Source organism: Desulfomicrobium orale DSM 12838 (assembly GCF_001553625.1).
In the GTDB taxonomy this organism is placed as follows: Bacteria; Desulfobacterota; Desulfovibrionia; order Desulfovibrionales; family Desulfomicrobiaceae; genus Desulfomicrobium; species Desulfomicrobium orale.
Window position 1 is genome coordinate 733532 of the sequence record NZ_CP014230.1, and the last position, 15050, is coordinate 748581.

The following is a 15050-nucleotide window of genomic DNA, read 5'->3' on the forward strand; positions in this document are numbered from 1 at the left end:
TCCGGCCGGGGTGCAGCCGTGTCATTCATCTGGTTGCAGCGCGGCCAGAAAAGCTTCCTGAGGGATTTCCACGCTGCCCATGCGCTTCATGCGCTTTTTACCTTCCTTCTGTTTTTCCAGAAGTTTACGCTTGCGAGTGATGTCACCGCCGTAACATTTGGCCGTGACGTTTTTGCGCAAGGGGGCGACCCGTTCCCGGGCGATGATCTTGCTGCCGATGGCCGCCTGGATGATGATCTCGAAAAGCTGGCGGTGGATGACCCGCTTCAGTTTGAGAGCCAGGACCCGGCCCCGGTAGGCCGCGTTGGAACGGTGCACGATGACGGCCATGGCATCCACGGGCTCGGAGTTGATGAGCACGTCGAGCTTCACCAGGTCGGCCTCCCTGTAGTCGATGACCTCGTAGTCCAGCGAGGCGAAGCCCTTGGTCACGGACTTGAGGCGGTCGAAAAAGTCGTACACGATTTCCGCGAAAGGCAGTTCGTAGCTGATGACCACCCGCGTGGATGTCAGGTAGCGCATGTCTTTCTGGATGCCGCGCTTCTCCTCGCAAAGGCCCAGCACGTTGCCCACGAACTCGCCCGGCACATGGATTTCCATGCGCACGAAGGGTTCGGCGATGGAGGCGATCTTTTCCTGGGGCGGCAGATTGCTCGGATTGTCGATGTCCAGCACCGCGCCGTCGGTTCTGGTCACCCGGTAGATGACCGAAGGAGCCGTGGCGATGAGTTTGGCCTGAAACTCCCGCTCCAGCCGCTCCTGAATGACCTCCATGTGCAGAAGGCCCAGAAACCCGCACCGGAATCCGAAGCCCAGGGCCTGGGATGTTTCGGGCTCGTAGTGCAGGGCGGCGTCGTTGAGTTGCAGCTTTTCCAGGGCGGATTTCAGAGTGTCGTACTCCGCCGGTTCCACCGGATAGAGTCCGCAGAAGACCATGGGCTTTATGGCCTTGAAGCCGGGAAAGGGCTCGGCCGTGGGCTGTTCGGGATCGGTGATGGTATCGCCCACCTGGGCGTCTTTCAGTTCCTTGATGGCGCCGCACAAAAAGCCCACCTCGCCCGCGCCCAGACTGGCGATGTCCATGGGCTCCGGCGAAAACACGCCGAGCTTGGTGACCTCGAACTTCTTGCCCGTGGCGCACATCTGGATGCGCTGGCCGTTTCTGATCCGGCCTTCCAGAATGCGGAACAGCACCACCACGCCCTGATAGGAGTCGTACCAGGAATCAAAGATAAGAGCCTTCAGGGGCGCGTCCGTATCACCCTTGGGCGGGGGCACCTTCTCCACCAGATTTTCCAGCAGCGTGTCCACGCCGAGACCCGTCTTGGCCGAGACCTGAATCACATCCGTGCAATCCAGGCCGATGACTTCCTCGATCTCTTCGGACACCCGTTCGGGCTCGGCACTGGGCAGATCGACCTTGTTCAGCACGGGCAGCACTTCCAGATCGTTGTCCAGAGCCATGTACACGTTGGCCAGGGTCTGGGCCTCCACGCCCTGGGTGGCGTCCACCACCAGCAGGGCGCCGTCGCAGGCGGCCAGACTGCGGGACACCTCGTAGGAGAAGTCCACATGGCCGGGCGTGTCGATGAGGTTCAGAATGTATTTTCCGCCCTTTGCGGAAGTGTAGGGGATGCGGACAGTCTGGGCCTTGATGGTGATGCCGCGTTCCTGTTCCAGCTCCATGCGGTCCAGGTACTGGTCTTTCTTCTGGCGGTCGGAAATGAGCCCGGTCTGTTCCATGATCCGGTCGGCCAGGGTGGACTTGCCGTGATCGATGTGGGCGATGATGCTGAAATTTCTGATGTGCTCTTGTCTGGCCATAGGCGAGCGGGCACTCCCTTTTTTACGGATACCAAATGGCTGCCGATAGAAAAATTCCCCGCCGATGTCCAATGACCCGTAAGGCGGCCCGGCTGCGGGCGGCGGGGCTTGAGATGTTCGCCGATCGGACATAGAGCGGTCTGGCCCGGCGGAAACCGCACCGCAGGTCCGGGCGGTCCGCAAACCGGCAGCTTCCATGACCAGCCTCAAAACCCTTCTCCTCCATCCGGACTCTTCGGTCCGGGCCCGGCTGCGGGACATGCTCGCCCCCGTCAAGGAAATCCGCGTCCTGGGCGAGGCCGTCTCTTCCTTCGAGGCGCTGGAAATGCGCTCTTTCATCCCCTACGACATTTTTTTCCTGGGCACGGACCTGCCCCACGGGGTCAGCGGCATGGAGCTGGCCGCCTATCTGGCCCAAAGCGACGACCCGCCCGCTCTGGTCTTTCTGGCCTCGGAGGAGGACCACGCCTTCGCGGCCTTCGAGCTGGGCGCGGCGGATTACCTGCTCTGGCCCGCCAGCCGGGAGCGGCTCATGCGTACCATCGACCGCCTGCGCCCCCTTGTACCCCGCAAGACGGCGTCCGCGCCCGCAAGGCCATCCCGCGCATCGGGCCCGGACGAAGCGCCCCTGCGTCTGGATCTGGGCGACGAGGAAGACGGCTTCGTCGACGCCCTGCGGCAGGCGTGGGACGTGAACCGCGAACGCACGCCGGAAATCGAGAAGCTGCCGGTCAATCAGGACGGACGCCACATCCTCATCCCCTACACGCAGATCGTCTACGTGGAGGCCTACGAGGACTACAGCTTCGTGCACACCGCCCAGGAGCGGTTTTTGACCTCCTACCGCCTGAAAAACCTGGAGCCGAGGCTGCGTCCGCACCGCTTCTGCCGGGTGCACCGCAAATATCTGGTCAATCTGGACATGGTCACGGAAATCGCTTCCATGCCCGGAGGAAATTTCATGCTGCGCACGGCCGGGCGCAAGAAAATCGAACTGCCCGTGAGCCGCCGCCGCATCGGGGAGCTGAAGAAAATCCTGCAACTCTAGAATCGTTCGCCTGGCCCCAGCCGCCGCTGACCGGGAAACGCTTCCTTCCGGCCGCTCCGCCAGGTTACGCTATGAGTAAAGTACGCCGCACCAAGGAGACAGTCATGAACGACTCCGCCCACAACGGGGAACTTGTATTCCGCCCCCTGCCCCAGACGGTCATCGAGGCCAACGTCAATCCTCAGGAACTGAGCGCGGCGTACGCCTCGGCCCGAAACAAGGGTCTGGAATTCTGGGCGGACGCGGCCCGGGAGCTGGACTGGTTCCGCCCGTGGAACGCGGTGCTCGACTCTTCCCGCGCGCCCCGGCACACATGGTTTCCGGGCGGGCAATGCAACATCGTCCATAACGCTCTGGACCGCCACATCCTCACCGTCAACAAGAACAAACTGGCCCTGATCTGGGAAGGCGAGGCCGGAGACGGTAAAAAATACACCTACTACGAGCTGTACCGCGAAGTGAACCGCCTGGCCAACGCGCTGCGCTCCCTGGGCGTCTCCAGAGGCGACCGCGTGGTCCTGTACATGCCGCCCATTCCCCAGACCGTGACGGCCATGCTGGCCTGCGCCAAGATCGGGGCGATCCACTGCGGCGTGTTTTCCGGATTCTCGGCCAAGGTGCTGCGCCAGCGGGTCGCCGAACTGGGCGCGAAGCTGGTGTTCACGGCCGACGGGTTCTACCGCAACGGCCGGCTTCTGCCCCTCAAGGCCACGGTGGACGAAGCCCTCATGAGCGGCTGCTCCTGCGTGGAAACCGTCATCGTGGCCTGCCGCGCCAACCTGGACGTGGACATGAGCGAAACCAGAGACGTCTGGTACGAGGCCATCATCCGCCAGGAACGTCCGGAATCGGCCACGGAAGTCATGAATGCGGACGACCCGCTCTTCATCCTGCACACCGCCGACTCCACCGGGGAATCCAAAGGCGTGATTCACGGCCACGGCGGCTACATGGTCGGCCTCCACCGTACCATGGACTGGATTTTCGACATCAAGCCCACGGACATTTTCTGGTGCACCGGCGACATGGCCTGGATCATCGGGCACAGCTACGCTGTCTACGGCCCACTGGTGGCGGGCACCACCACGGTCATGTACGAAGGGCACCCTCTCTACCCGCAGGCCGACCGCATCTGGGACATGGTGGACCGTCACGGCGTGACCATTCTCTACACCGCGCCGACCATCATCCGCATGCTCATGCGCTACGGCGGACAGTACCCGCACATGCACGATCTCTCCACCCTGCGTCTGCTGGCCACGGCCGGAGAAGGCATCTCCCGCGAGGCGTGGCTCTGGCTGCACAGGCACGCAGGCCGCTCCCAGTGTCCGGTTCTGGACACGTGGTGGCAACTGGAGACCGGCGCCTGCATGATCGCGCCACTGCCCGTCTCGGCACTGAAACCCGGCTCGGTGCATCGTCCCCTGCCCGGCATCGAGGCCGATATTGTGGACAGCGAAGGGCAGGCCGTTCCTCCGGGCAAAAAGGGCGGTCTGGTGCTGACCCGCCCGTGGCCGTCCATGCTGCTGGGACTTTACCGCAAGGCCGAACTGTATGAGGCGGCGTACTGGAACGCCCGGAAACATTACCGGACCGGCGACACGGCCAGCCGGGACGAGGACGGCCTCATCTGGGTGCACGGCAGAAACGACGGCGTGATGAACATCGCCGGGCACCGCATCGGCTGCGCCGAGGTGGAAAAGGCCCTGATGGCTCACAAGGCCGTGGCCGAAGCCGCTGTCATCGGTGTCCCGGACAAGATAAAGGGCGAGGTGGGCCGGGCTTTCATCGTCCTGCGGCCGGACTTCGCCGTGCTGGATGACCGAGATGAAATCATCCGCATGCTGAAAGCCCATCTGCGCAAGGAAATCGGCCCGGTGGCCGTGGTCCGGGGGATGGATTTCGTGGACTCGCTGCCGAAAACCGACGGCGCCCCGGACCGCGCGGCCCTGCGGAGAAAGATGGAAGAAACGGAAGGATAGCGTATTTTCTGCGAGACACCCGCATCCCGCCAGAGGCAAGCCCCTGAAGCCTTTTTACCGTCCGGTTTCTGAAACTTCCCGGGAACCGGACGTTTTTTGACCCGCCATTTCCAGCCGCTCACACTCCGGCCACATCCCTGCCGCTCGCTTCCCCCCACAAAATCATTGTTCGCCGACAATACGGTTGCTTTTTTACAAAACGGGCGTACGATGACATGAAATTTTTAAAAGTAGCATATTTTAAAATAATTTGAAATCTCCAAAGAAAAATTCAGACTAAATATTCTCCATCGATAAAGGATGAAATTTTTTATTTTCGCATGTTACAGAGAAATAGGGTTGGCGTTTCCTCCATATGAGTATCATAAAAATGGAAATAGTTTGAAAATAAGCATCACATGCTGCCATTTGGTGCAAAACAGAATCGATTTCACCGGCTGACGAGGAAAAGGCGAAAAAACGGGAAAAGCAGCTCAGGAGGCGAACATGTGCGGGACAGGAACGGACTGGCTTGATGAAAGGACCATCCATGACGCTCTGGACGGTGTGAAATCTCCGGACAGGGGGCAGATTGACGAAATCATCGCCAAGAGTCTCGAACTGAAGGGCCTTTCTTTCGACGACGTGGCTCTGCTCTGCCAGACGAATACGGACGATCTGCTCGCCCCGGTCTTCGCCGCCGCCAAAAGAATCAAGGAGGCCATCTACGGCCGGCGTATCGTGCTTTTCGCGCCCCTCTACATATCCAATCTCTGCGCCAACGAGTGTCTGTACTGTGCCTTCCGCCGCTCCAACGGACAGCTTGTCCGCCGGGCCCTGAGCATGGGGGAAATCCGGGACGAGACCCTGGCCATACTGGACCAGGGACACAAAAGAGTGCTCATGGTCGCCGGGGAATCCTATCCCGGCGGGGACTTCTCCTATGTGCTCGACGCCATCAGGGCCATTTATGAAACCCGCAACCGTATCGGAGATAGCATCCGCCGGGTCAACGTCAATGTCGCACCGCTGACCCTGGAGCAATTCCGGGAACTCAAGGACGCGGGTATCGGCACATACCAGCTCTTTCAGGAGACCTATCACCGGGAAACTTACGCCCGGGTGCACTGTGCCGGGAAGAAGACGGATTACGACTGGCGGCTGACCGGCATGGACCGGGCCATGCGCGCGGGCATCGACGACGTGGGCATCGGTGCGCTTTTCGGGCTGGCGGATTGGCGTTTCGACCTGCTGGGCCTCATGATGCACATCCGGCATCTGGAAAAAGAGTTCGGCGTGGGCTGTCATACCATCAGCGTGCCGCGCATCGAACCGGCGGTGGGCTCCGAAATGGCCGCCGCGCCGCCCAACGCGGTTTCGGACCGCGATTTCAGGAAAATCGTGGCCATTCTGCGGCTGGCCGTGCCCTACACGGGCCTTATCATGTCCACCCGCGAAACAGCGGCCATGCGCGATGCCACCCTCGAACTCGGCGTGTCCCAGATCTCCGCGGGCTCCTGTACGGACCCCGGCGGCTACAGGGACAAACGCGACGAGGCGGCGGCCCAGTTCCAGCTCGGCGACCACCGCTCCCTGGCCGAAGTGATCAAAGACCTCGGCGAACGCGGCTACATTCCTTCCTTCTGCACGGCCTGCTACCGCACCGGCCGGACCGGACACGACTTCATGGAGCTGGCCAAGCCCGGAGCCATAAAGTCCAAGTGCGGGCCCAACGCCCTGTCCACCTATCTGGAATACCTCATCAACTACCGCCCGGCCGGGCTGGACGCCCAGGGCCGCAACGCCATCCGGTCGGAACTCATCTGCATGAGCACCCGCGACCAGCGGGCAGCGAAAAGCCTGCTGGAACGGGTCGAACAAGGACAGCGGGACGTATTCTGTTAGCGGGGGCATCGTGAACGCACTCGCGCTGCAATATCCGCCAGTATCCGGCGGTTTTCCGGCCATCCTCCCGCAGGAGGAGACGGCAGACCCGCGGATGTGGCTCCGGAGCCTGAGCCTGGAACGTCTCCGTGCCGCGGCGGACCGTGTCCGGCAGCGCGCCGTGGGAACACGGGTCTTTCTGCGGGGCCTTGTGGAATTCTCCAGCTACTGCCGCTGCAACTGTCTGTACTGCGGACTGCGCCGGGACAACAAAAACCTTGCCCGCTACCGTCTGAGCGATGCCGACATTCTGGCCGCCGCGCGCCGGGCGGCAAAAGAAGGCATGGATACCGTGGTTCTGCAATCCGGAGAAGACCCGGCCAACACCAGAGAGCGCATCGCCCGTCTGGTGGGCATGATCAAGAACGAAACGGGCCTGGCCGTGACTCTTTCCTTAGGCAACCGGAGCACCGCCTCATACCGGACGTGGAAGCGGGCCGGGGCCGACAGATACCTGCTCAAGCACGAAACCGCCGATCCCCGCCTGTACGCGCTGCTGCATCCCGGCGACACCCTCGCCCGGCGTCTGGATGCCCTGCGCCGCCTGCGGGATCTGGACTACGAGACGGGCACCGGGTTCATTGTGGGGCTGCCCGGCCAGACGGACGAAATCTTGCGGCGCGACGTGGAACTGGTGCGGAAGCTGGAAGTCCGGATGTGTGGCGCGGGCCCTTTTCTGCCGCAGCGGGACACTCCGCTGGCCGCCGCTTCGCCCGGAAGCGCCGAGACCACCCTGAAAATCATGGCTCTGCTGCGCCTGCGCGTACCCGGGCTGAACATCCCCGTCACAACGGCACTGGCGTCCCTCATCCCTCAGGAGGGGCACCGGCTGGCCCTCGAGGCCGGGGCCAACGTCATCATGCCCGGCTTCACTCCGGACGGACAGCGGGCGCATTACCGCATCTACGACGGCAAGGCGCGGGTGGACAGCATATCCGCCCGCACGGCCATCACCTCGGCCATGCGCACATGCGGGCCGAAGGAGGACGCATGACGCGACAGCCCAGGGCCATGTGTCCGCATATCGCCATTTTCGGACGGTGCAACGCCGGGAAGTCTTCCCTCATGAACGCCCTCGCCGGGCAGAATCTGTCCCTGGTCTCGCCCGTGGCCGGAACCACGGCTGATCCCGTGGAAAAAAGCGTGGAGATCCCGCCGCTTGGCCCCGTGGTCATCATCGATACGGCCGGGCTGGACGATACCGGCGGACTCGGCGAGTTGCGCGCCAGAAGAGCGGAATCCGCCCTGGCTTCCGCCGACCTCGCCCTGCTCGTCAGCGACGGGAGTTGGGGACCGTGCGAAGAACGGCTCCGGGCGATGCTGGCGGAGCGGGGCATTCCCGCCGTCGTGGTCTGGAACGGCAGCGGCCGGGAGCATCCCGCCCCAAAAACAGCGGAAATTCTGGAACGGTCGGGACTGCCCCAGGTTTTTGTCTCGGCTCTGCACGGCACGGGCATGGCGGAACTGGTCCGGGCAATATCTCTGGCTCTGCCCGAGGCGGCTCTCGCACCGCCGCCCATGCTGCGCGATCTCGTTCCCGCCGGTTCCGTGTGCCTGTTCGTGGCTCCCATCGACGGCGGCGCGCCCAAGGCCCGGCTCATCGCTCCGCAGGCGCAGGCCCTGCGAGACTGTCTGGACGGTCATGCCGTCGGGGTCATGGTGCAGCCGGAAGAGCTGGGGATGGCTCTCACTGCGCTGCGCCATCCGCCGTCCCTGCTGGTCTGCGATTCCCAGGCCGTGCATGTCTGCGCGCGGGAAGCACCGCCCGAAACGCCCCTGACCACCTATTCCATCCTCATGGCTCGGATGAAGGGCGACCTCGCCACGCTCGCCGCCGGAGCGGCGGCCATCCACTCTCTCACGGACAAGGACAGGGTCTGCGTCAGCGAAATCTGCGCGCACCACGCCCAGCCCGACGACATCGGCCGGGTCAAAATCCCCGCGCTGCTCAGGAAGTTCACCGGCGCGGAGCTGGAAATCCATTTCGCTTCGGGCCGGGACTTTCCGGACAATCTGGAAGACTTCAGGCTGGTCGTTCACTGCGGCGGCTGCATGGCCAACCGGGCGGCGATGCTCACCCGGATCGCCGAAGCCCGGCGAAGAAACGTGCCCATCACCAACTACGGAGTGGCCATCTCGCTCATGCACGGCGTGCTGGAACGTTCCCTCGAAATATTTCCCGGCGCTCTCGCGGCCTACAGATCGGCGCGCCCAGACAAAGCGGACCGGCGGGACGGGAACACCCCGCCCGCAAGGCCCGTCCCCTCCCCAACCTCTTACCCCATGGAGACGGCTTATGAGTGAACGCATACTCATGGAAGGCATCTACTACGAAGACAGCTTTCCCGACCCGAAAACGGACCCGGACAGTCTGTTCTTCATCGAGATCGACAAGGACAGATGCATCGGCTGCGACACCTGCCTGGATTACTGTCCCACCGGGGCGATCTGGGGCGATTTCGCCGAACCCCATGAGATCAGGTTCAGGGAGCTGTGCATCAACTGCGGACAGTGTCTGACCCACTGTCCGGAAAACGCCATCTACGAATCGCAGTCCTGGGTGCGCAAGGTGGACGAAATGCTGGCCGACAAGTCGAAAAAGGTCATCGCCATGCCCGCTCCGGCCGTGCGCTACGCCCTCGGAGACTGCTTTGGCCTGCCCGTGGGCACGGTCACCACGGACAAGATGCTGGCGGCCCTCAAGAAACTCGGCTTCACGCACTGCTGGGACAACGAATTCGGGGCCGACGTGACCATCTGGGAGGAAGGCGACGAGTTCGTAAAACGCCTGACCGGAAAGATCGACGCCCCCCTGCCGCAGTTCACCTCCTGCTGTCCCGGCTGGCACAAGTATGTGGAAACCCTGTATCCGGAGCTTCTGCCGCACCTGTCCACGGCCAAGTCGCCCATCGGCATGCTGGGCGCCCTGAGCAAAACCTACGGAGCCGACACCCGCAAATATGACCGGGCCGACGTGTACACCGTGTCCATCATGCCCTGCACCGCCAAGAAGTACGAAGGCATGCGCTCGGATCTCTGGTCTTCGGGATATCAGGACATCGACGCCACCATCGACACCAGGGAACTGGCCTACATGCTGAAAAAGGCCGGGATCGATCTGGCCGCCATGCCCTCCGGCGAGCGGGATTCGCTGATGGGGGAATCTTCGGGCGGCGCGACCCTGTTCGGCGTGACCGGCGGCGTGATGGAAGCGGCCCTGCGTTTCGCCCATCACACGGTGACGGGCAAAGCGCCTGCATCCTGGGATTTCACTCCGGTGCGCGGTCTTAAGGGAGTGAAGGAAGCAAACGTCCCCATCGGCGACGTCACGGTCAAGGTGGCGGTGGTGCACGGCGGCAAGCGTTTCAAGGACATCTGCGAAGCCATCAAGGCCGGGAAGGCGCCCTGGCACTTCGTCGAATTCATGGCCTGCCCCGGCGGATGCATATGCGGCGGCGGGCAGCCCATCATGCCGGGCGTGATGGAGTCAGCCTCCATGGCCACCAAACGGTTCATGGCCAGTTGCCGCAACCGGCTGAAAATGATGGAGGAAAACCGGGCGTGACGCCGCCCATCCACATGCGGGGGCATCCGGCGTTTTCACGGAAACGCCGTCAGATCGCGGATACTTCAAGAGTGAAAAACATCAGGGAGCGAACACAATGATCAATGTCTCACGCCGCTTCATCCTGAAAGGCGGGCTGATTCTCGGAGGCGCAACGCTGCTGGGCCTCAGGTTCACCAGCCGGGCTCTGGCCAAAGGCAAGGAACTCAAGGACTGGATGGGAGACCGCATCGGCAGCGTCTATGCCGCCGACAAGGCTTTTCCCGTCCGCGCGTCCCAGGACAACACCCAGGTGCAGGCCCTGTACAAAAATTTCCTGGGCGAGCCCGGCAGCCACGTTTCCCACCAGTTTCTGCACATGCATTTCACCGACCGCTCCAAGAACATCGGCCATCTGAAGGAAGCGGGAAACTATCCCAATCCGCGCGCGGCCGAATTCGAGGGCAACACCTACCCCTACGAATGACGCCGCGGACCGCAGCGGTCTCCCCAAATCCGGCAGTTGAGTGCCTTGCGTGACAAAGGCCGCATCCAAATGGATGCGGCCTTTGAAGGATCGGACCAGCCCGAAAGGAGAACGGGAACCCGGCGTCAGCCCTGCCGCGCGCCCAGCTCCCGCCCGGCCAGGAAGGCGGCGTAGTTGGCCTGCCAGATGGCCGGTTTGGGACTGACATTCCGCAGGGCCTGCATCCAGTATTCTTCCGGAAAGGAATCAAAGGGCGTGACCCGGCTCAGCACGCCGATCATGACCACGTTGGCGCTGCGGCCGGCGGCGTCGCCAAGGCTCAGGGCCGTGCCCAGAACGTCCACGCCGATGACCCGGTATCCGGCCAGGGCCTGACGCACGGCGTCCATGGCAGGGTAGTCTCCGGCCTTGAAAAAGGGCGGCACAATGGCCGTATCGGCCAGCACGACCGTGCCGCCGGGACGGAGCATGTCCAGAAATCCGGGCCGGAAGACCTCGCTGCGCTCCATGCAGACCAGGCACTGGCAGGTGCCGGGCATGAGCACCGGAGAATGGACCCGGCCGCAGGCGAAGGTGCTGATGACCGGCCCGCCCATCTGGGCCATGCCGTGGGTTTCCCCCTTGACGATGTTCTGACGGTCGTAGCCCAGCAGGTAGGCGAGCTGGGTCAGCACCCGGCCGAAAAAGAGATTCCCCTGACCGCCCACGCCACGCACGGCCACGGACAGAAAGGGCGGCAGTTCCCCGGACAGACCCGGAAGTTCGATCCGCTCGGGCGGTACGGGCAGTTCCGGGCAGCTGTCCAGAGCGCAGACATTCTGGTCTTTGGCCGGGGCAATGGCGCCCACGGGGCACATCTGGGAGCAGGCCGCGTTCTGGCGCACGCAGCCCGTACAGATGTTGTTGAAATGCGGCAGTCCTTCGGCGTCGGCCTCGATGCCCGGACAGATCTGGCAGGTGCCGCAACGCTTGCACAGCTCCGCGTCCACTTCCATTCTGAGCCCGTAGGCTTCCTTGGGCATCTTGCGGATGCACACGCCCGTGACCACAAGCGTGGTGAACTCGCCCTTTTCCGCCGCGGCCAGAGCGTCCTTCAGGGCCTTTTGGAGACCCTTCCTGTCGTAGCCGCTGACTTCCACCACGCTCGCGCCGTGGGCCTTGAGGCTCGCGTTCAGATCGAAGATATTGGGCTCTCCGGCCAGGTTGACCGGTGAGGTGGGTGAAGGCTGGCCGCCGGTCATGGCCGTCCAGTTGTTGTTCAGGATGACCTTGACGCCGGGGATGCCCCGGAAAATGGTGTTGCGCGTGGCGTCCATGCCGCTGTGACATTCGGTGCCGTCGCCCAGCACGGCCAGGCATTTTCCGGCCGACTCGGGCCGGGACAGCACATAGCCCAGCCGTTTGGCCTCGCTTGCGCCCATGGCCAGCACGGTATCCATGGCGTTCAAAAAGTGCAGCAGGGTGTTGCAGCCGATGTCTCCAAACACAGCCTCCAGGTGCCCTTTCTTGCGCATCCGTCCCACGATCTGTCCGAACAGGCGGTACGGACAGCCCGCGCAGATCATGGGCGGCCGGGGAGGACAGGCCATGACCGGCGCGCCCGAAGGACAGTCGAGTCCCAGACGGGCGGCGATGAGGGCCGGAGTCCATTCCGTGACGGTCTCGTCCTCATCCTTGCCCCGCACCTCGATGCCCGCCGCCAGAATACCCTCCTGGATGAACCGGTGCCCGTCCTCGATGACATACACCGGGCCGTTCACGGAGTCGCGAAAGCGGCGGATCAGCTCCAGGGGCAGGGGATGGGTGAAGCCCAGGGACAAGACGTCGAGTTTCCGGCCCGCCGCCACTTCCTCCACGAAAAGGGTGTTCACGCCGTGGGTGATGACGCCGATTCTGCCTTCGCCCCTGGTCCAGATGTTCAGGGGGCTTTGCTCCACCTTTTCGCGCAGGGCGGGCATGCGCGTGGTGCGGACCTGGTCGTGGAACATTCTGGCCCGCACGGGCAGGGTGATGAAGTCGCTCATGTTTTCGGGAACGGGCACGCGCTCCCTGACGGCCGTGTCCATCAGGCGGACCAGCCCTTCGCTGTGACAGAGCACTCCGCTGGCGATGATGGCCACGGGCGTGTTCAGCTCCCGGCCGAGATCCGCCGCGATGCGGGCCGCCTCGTGCAGCTCCTGATGATTGCGGGGCTCGAATACGGGAATGCAACAGCTCCTGAGCATGGGCCGGGGGTCCACCAGATGCTGGGTGGAGCTTGGCGTGTAGTCGCTTGCGATGTAATAGACGAGGCTTCCCCGGCGGCTGGTGTAGAAGGCGGCGCTGGTGATCACGTCGGCGGCCTGGAAGAGGCCCGGAACCTTCATGGTCACCACGCAGTCGCTTCCGGCCAGGGTGTGCCCGAAGCCCACGCCCGCGGCCACGGCCTCGTTCACGGACCAGCCCACGGAAATCATGTCCTGAACCTGAGACAGGCCTCTGTCGATGACTTCGGTGCTGGGCGTGCCCGGATAACCGTCCGCAGCGTGAATTCCGGCCCGCACGCAGCCCACCGCAAAGGCCATGTTCCCCTGCATGACCACGCCCTTGCCATTTTCCCCGGTGCACAGCGCCTTCACAGCGTTCATGATTCCTCCAGATGCGGATGTCTTTTTCAAAGGTGCGGCCGGTAAAAACCCTGCCGGCCGGCCGCACCGTCAGGCGGTACGCCAAGGACCGGCCTTTCTCAAGCCCGGACGGGCCGGAAATATGCATCAAACGCGAAAGGGCGCGATTTTTTGGAAATCACGCCCCCAAGCGGCCGCCGTTTTCCGGCATCTTCCGGCCACATGGCCGGATATCCCCAAAGGCCGGGGCTCACTTGCCGATGCAGAATCCGTCGAAGACCGCGTTCAGCACGTCTTCCGGGGCCGTCTCGCCGGTGATTTCAGCGAGCATATGGCAGGCCATGTCCAGCCGCACGCCCAGCACGTCATAGGGCACGTTCTGCTTCAGCTCGGCGCGCATGGCCGTCAGTTCCTCTCCGGCCCGGACCAGGGCGTCACGCTGACGCAGATTGGGGGCCAGCAGATCTCCTTCGGGAAAGCCGCTTCCGGCCAGGGTTTCCCGCACAACGGCCAGCATTTCGGGCAGGCCTCGGCCGCTTTTGGCCGAAAGCTCGAGAACGGTCTTGTCTTTCCACGGCGCTTCGGCAAACCACGCAGGCGATTCTGAAACAAGATCCATCTTGTTGGCCAGCACCAGCAGGGGAACATCCTGATCCAGAAGGGACAGATCCTCGGCTCCGGGACCCAGGTCGGCATCGATGACCAGCAGCACCAGATCAGCGCTGGCGGCCAGTTCCCGGCTGCGCGTAATGCCGAGGCTCTCCACGGTTCCGGCGGCGTCCCGCAGCCCGGCCGTGTCCACCAGACGTACCGGCAGTCCGTCCAGAGACACGGGTTCCTCCAGGTAATCCCTGGTGGTGCCCGGAATCTCCGTGACAATGGCCCGGTTCACGCCGAGCACCGCGTTCAAGAGACTGGATTTGCCGGCATTGACCTGCCCGGCCAGCACTACCAGCGCGCCGTCCCGCCAATGCCGGACCCGCTCGTGGTTTCCGGCCAGATCGGCGATGGCGGCTCCGGCTTCTTCCAGGGCCGCATCCAGAGCTGCCGGAGCCAGACAGTCCACTTCATCCTCCGGAAAATCCACGGCCACGCAGAGCTGTACGCGCAGATTCTCCAGCAGCAGCCGCAGTTCCTCCACCCGGCGGGAAAAATGTCCTTCCAGCTTGGCTCCGGCCAGACGGATGGCCGTTTCCGATGGCGCGTTGACCAGTTCCATGACGGCTTCAGCCCGGGCCAGATCCATGCGCCCGTTCAGAAAAGCCCGCTTGGAAAATTCGCCCGGACCCGCAGGCCGCACGCCCAATTCCAGGCACTGCTCCATGACCGTGCGCAGGATGGCCATGCCGCCGTGGCAGTGAAGCTCGACCACATCCTCTCCGGTGAAGGACCGGGGGCCGGGCATGAATGCCACGAGGGCCTCGTCCACAAAAGTGCCTTCCGGCGTGCGAAGCTGTCCGTGATGCAGATGATACGGCCGGAAACCCGCGAAGCCGGATCTCCCGGAGTGAAACAGCGCCATACCCACGGACCGGGCATCGGGCCCGCTCACGCGAATGATGCCCACGGCCCCGGCTCCGGGCGGGGTGGCTATGGCCGCAATGGTGTCGTTCATGCGTAAAAAAGGCGGGGAAGA

General features: G+C 63.4%; 10 protein-coding genes. 7 read left to right on the forward strand and 3 right to left on the reverse strand.

The window, feature by feature from the left end; translation table 11 throughout:
* Window positions 1-21: 21 nt before the first annotated feature.
* Window positions 22-1824 carry a translation elongation factor 4 gene (lepA, locus tag AXF15_RS03255; protein ID WP_066603266.1) on the reverse strand — a complete coding sequence of 601 codons (1803 nt, stop codon included), beginning with the start codon at window positions 1822-1824 and terminating at the stop codon, window positions 22-24.
* Window positions 1825-2020: 196 nt separating this feature from the next.
* Here lepA and AXF15_RS03260 point away from each other — a divergent pair, with 196 nt between their 5' ends.
* The 7 genes from AXF15_RS03260 (at window position 2021) to AXF15_RS03290 (ending at window position 10808) form a co-directional block, all read left to right on the forward strand.
* Window positions 2021-2872: a LytR/AlgR family response regulator transcription factor gene (locus AXF15_RS03260; protein WP_066603268.1), complete on the forward strand. Its 852-nt coding sequence runs from the start codon at window positions 2021-2023 to the stop codon at window positions 2870-2872.
* 104 nt (window positions 2873-2976) lie between these two features.
* Window positions 2977-4854, forward strand: a complete 1878-nt coding sequence (gene acs, locus AXF15_RS03265) for an acetate--CoA ligase (RefSeq protein ID WP_151192270.1) — start codon at window positions 2977-2979, stop codon at window positions 4852-4854.
* 486 nt (window positions 4855-5340) lie between these two features.
* Window positions 5341-6738 (forward strand): [FeFe] hydrogenase H-cluster radical SAM maturase HydG, encoded by a 1398-nt coding sequence (gene hydG / locus AXF15_RS03270; RefSeq protein WP_066603274.1) that lies wholly within the window; start codon window positions 5341-5343, stop codon window positions 6736-6738.
* 10 nt (window positions 6739-6748) lie between these two features.
* Window positions 6749-7771: a [FeFe] hydrogenase H-cluster radical SAM maturase HydE gene (hydE, locus tag AXF15_RS03275; protein WP_236884817.1), complete on the forward strand. Its 1023-nt coding sequence runs from the start codon at window positions 6749-6751 to the stop codon at window positions 7769-7771.
* On the forward strand, window positions 7768-9081 hold the full coding sequence (hydF, locus tag AXF15_RS03280; protein WP_083517833.1) for a [FeFe] hydrogenase H-cluster maturation GTPase HydF: 1314 nt from the start codon (window positions 7768-7770) through the stop codon (window positions 9079-9081). The genes hydE and hydF overlap by 4 nt, the downstream gene beginning before the upstream one ends.
* A complete protein-coding gene (locus AXF15_RS03285; protein ID WP_066603283.1) occupies window positions 9074-10342 on the forward strand; it encodes a [FeFe] hydrogenase, group A in 1269 nt (422 codons plus the stop codon). The genes hydF and AXF15_RS03285 overlap by 8 nt, the downstream gene beginning before the upstream one ends.
* 97 nt (window positions 10343-10439) lie before the next feature.
* A complete protein-coding gene (locus tag AXF15_RS03290; RefSeq protein WP_066603286.1) occupies window positions 10440-10808 on the forward strand; it encodes an iron hydrogenase small subunit in 369 nt (122 codons plus the stop codon).
* A 125-nt stretch (window positions 10809-10933) separates the two neighbouring features.
* Here AXF15_RS03290 and AXF15_RS03295 read toward each other — a convergent pair whose 3' ends face one another.
* Together AXF15_RS03295 and mnmE are read right to left on the reverse strand one after the other, a co-directional pair.
* Complete coding sequence (locus AXF15_RS03295; RefSeq protein WP_066603295.1) at window positions 10934-13435, reverse strand: 2-oxoacid:acceptor oxidoreductase family protein; 2502 nt, start codon at window positions 13433-13435, stop codon at window positions 10934-10936.
* Window positions 13436-13664: 229 nt separating this feature from the next.
* A complete protein-coding gene (mnmE, locus tag AXF15_RS03300; protein WP_066603297.1) occupies window positions 13665-15029 on the reverse strand; it encodes a tRNA uridine-5-carboxymethylaminomethyl(34) synthesis GTPase MnmE in 1365 nt (454 codons plus the stop codon).
* Window positions 15030-15050 lie beyond the last annotated feature (21 nt).

Coding starts and splice junctions, on each gene's coding strand:
- hydF (WP_083517833.1), top strand. CDS start 7,768: ATGACGCGACAGCCCAGGGCCATGTGTCCGCATATCGCCATTTTCGGA.
- AXF15_RS03285 (WP_066603283.1), top strand. CDS start 9,074: ATGAGTGAACGCATACTCATGGAAGGCATCTACTACGAAGACAGCTTT.
- lepA (WP_066603266.1), bottom strand. CDS start 1,824: ATGGCCAGACAAGAGCACATCAGAAATTTCAGCATCATCGCCCACATC.
- AXF15_RS03295 (WP_066603295.1), bottom strand. CDS start 13,435: ATGAACGCTGTGAAGGCGCTGTGCACCGGGGAAAATGGCAAGGGCGTG.
- AXF15_RS03260 (WP_066603268.1), top strand. CDS start 2,021: ATGACCAGCCTCAAAACCCTTCTCCTCCATCCGGACTCTTCGGTCCGG.
- acs (WP_151192270.1), top strand. CDS start 2,977: ATGAACGACTCCGCCCACAACGGGGAACTTGTATTCCGCCCCCTGCCC.
- hydG (WP_066603274.1), top strand. CDS start 5,341: ATGTGCGGGACAGGAACGGACTGGCTTGATGAAAGGACCATCCATGAC.
- AXF15_RS03290 (WP_066603286.1), top strand. CDS start 10,440: ATGATCAATGTCTCACGCCGCTTCATCCTGAAAGGCGGGCTGATTCTC.
- mnmE (WP_066603297.1), bottom strand. CDS start 15,029: ATGAACGACACCATTGCGGCCATAGCCACCCCGCCCGGAGCCGGGGCC.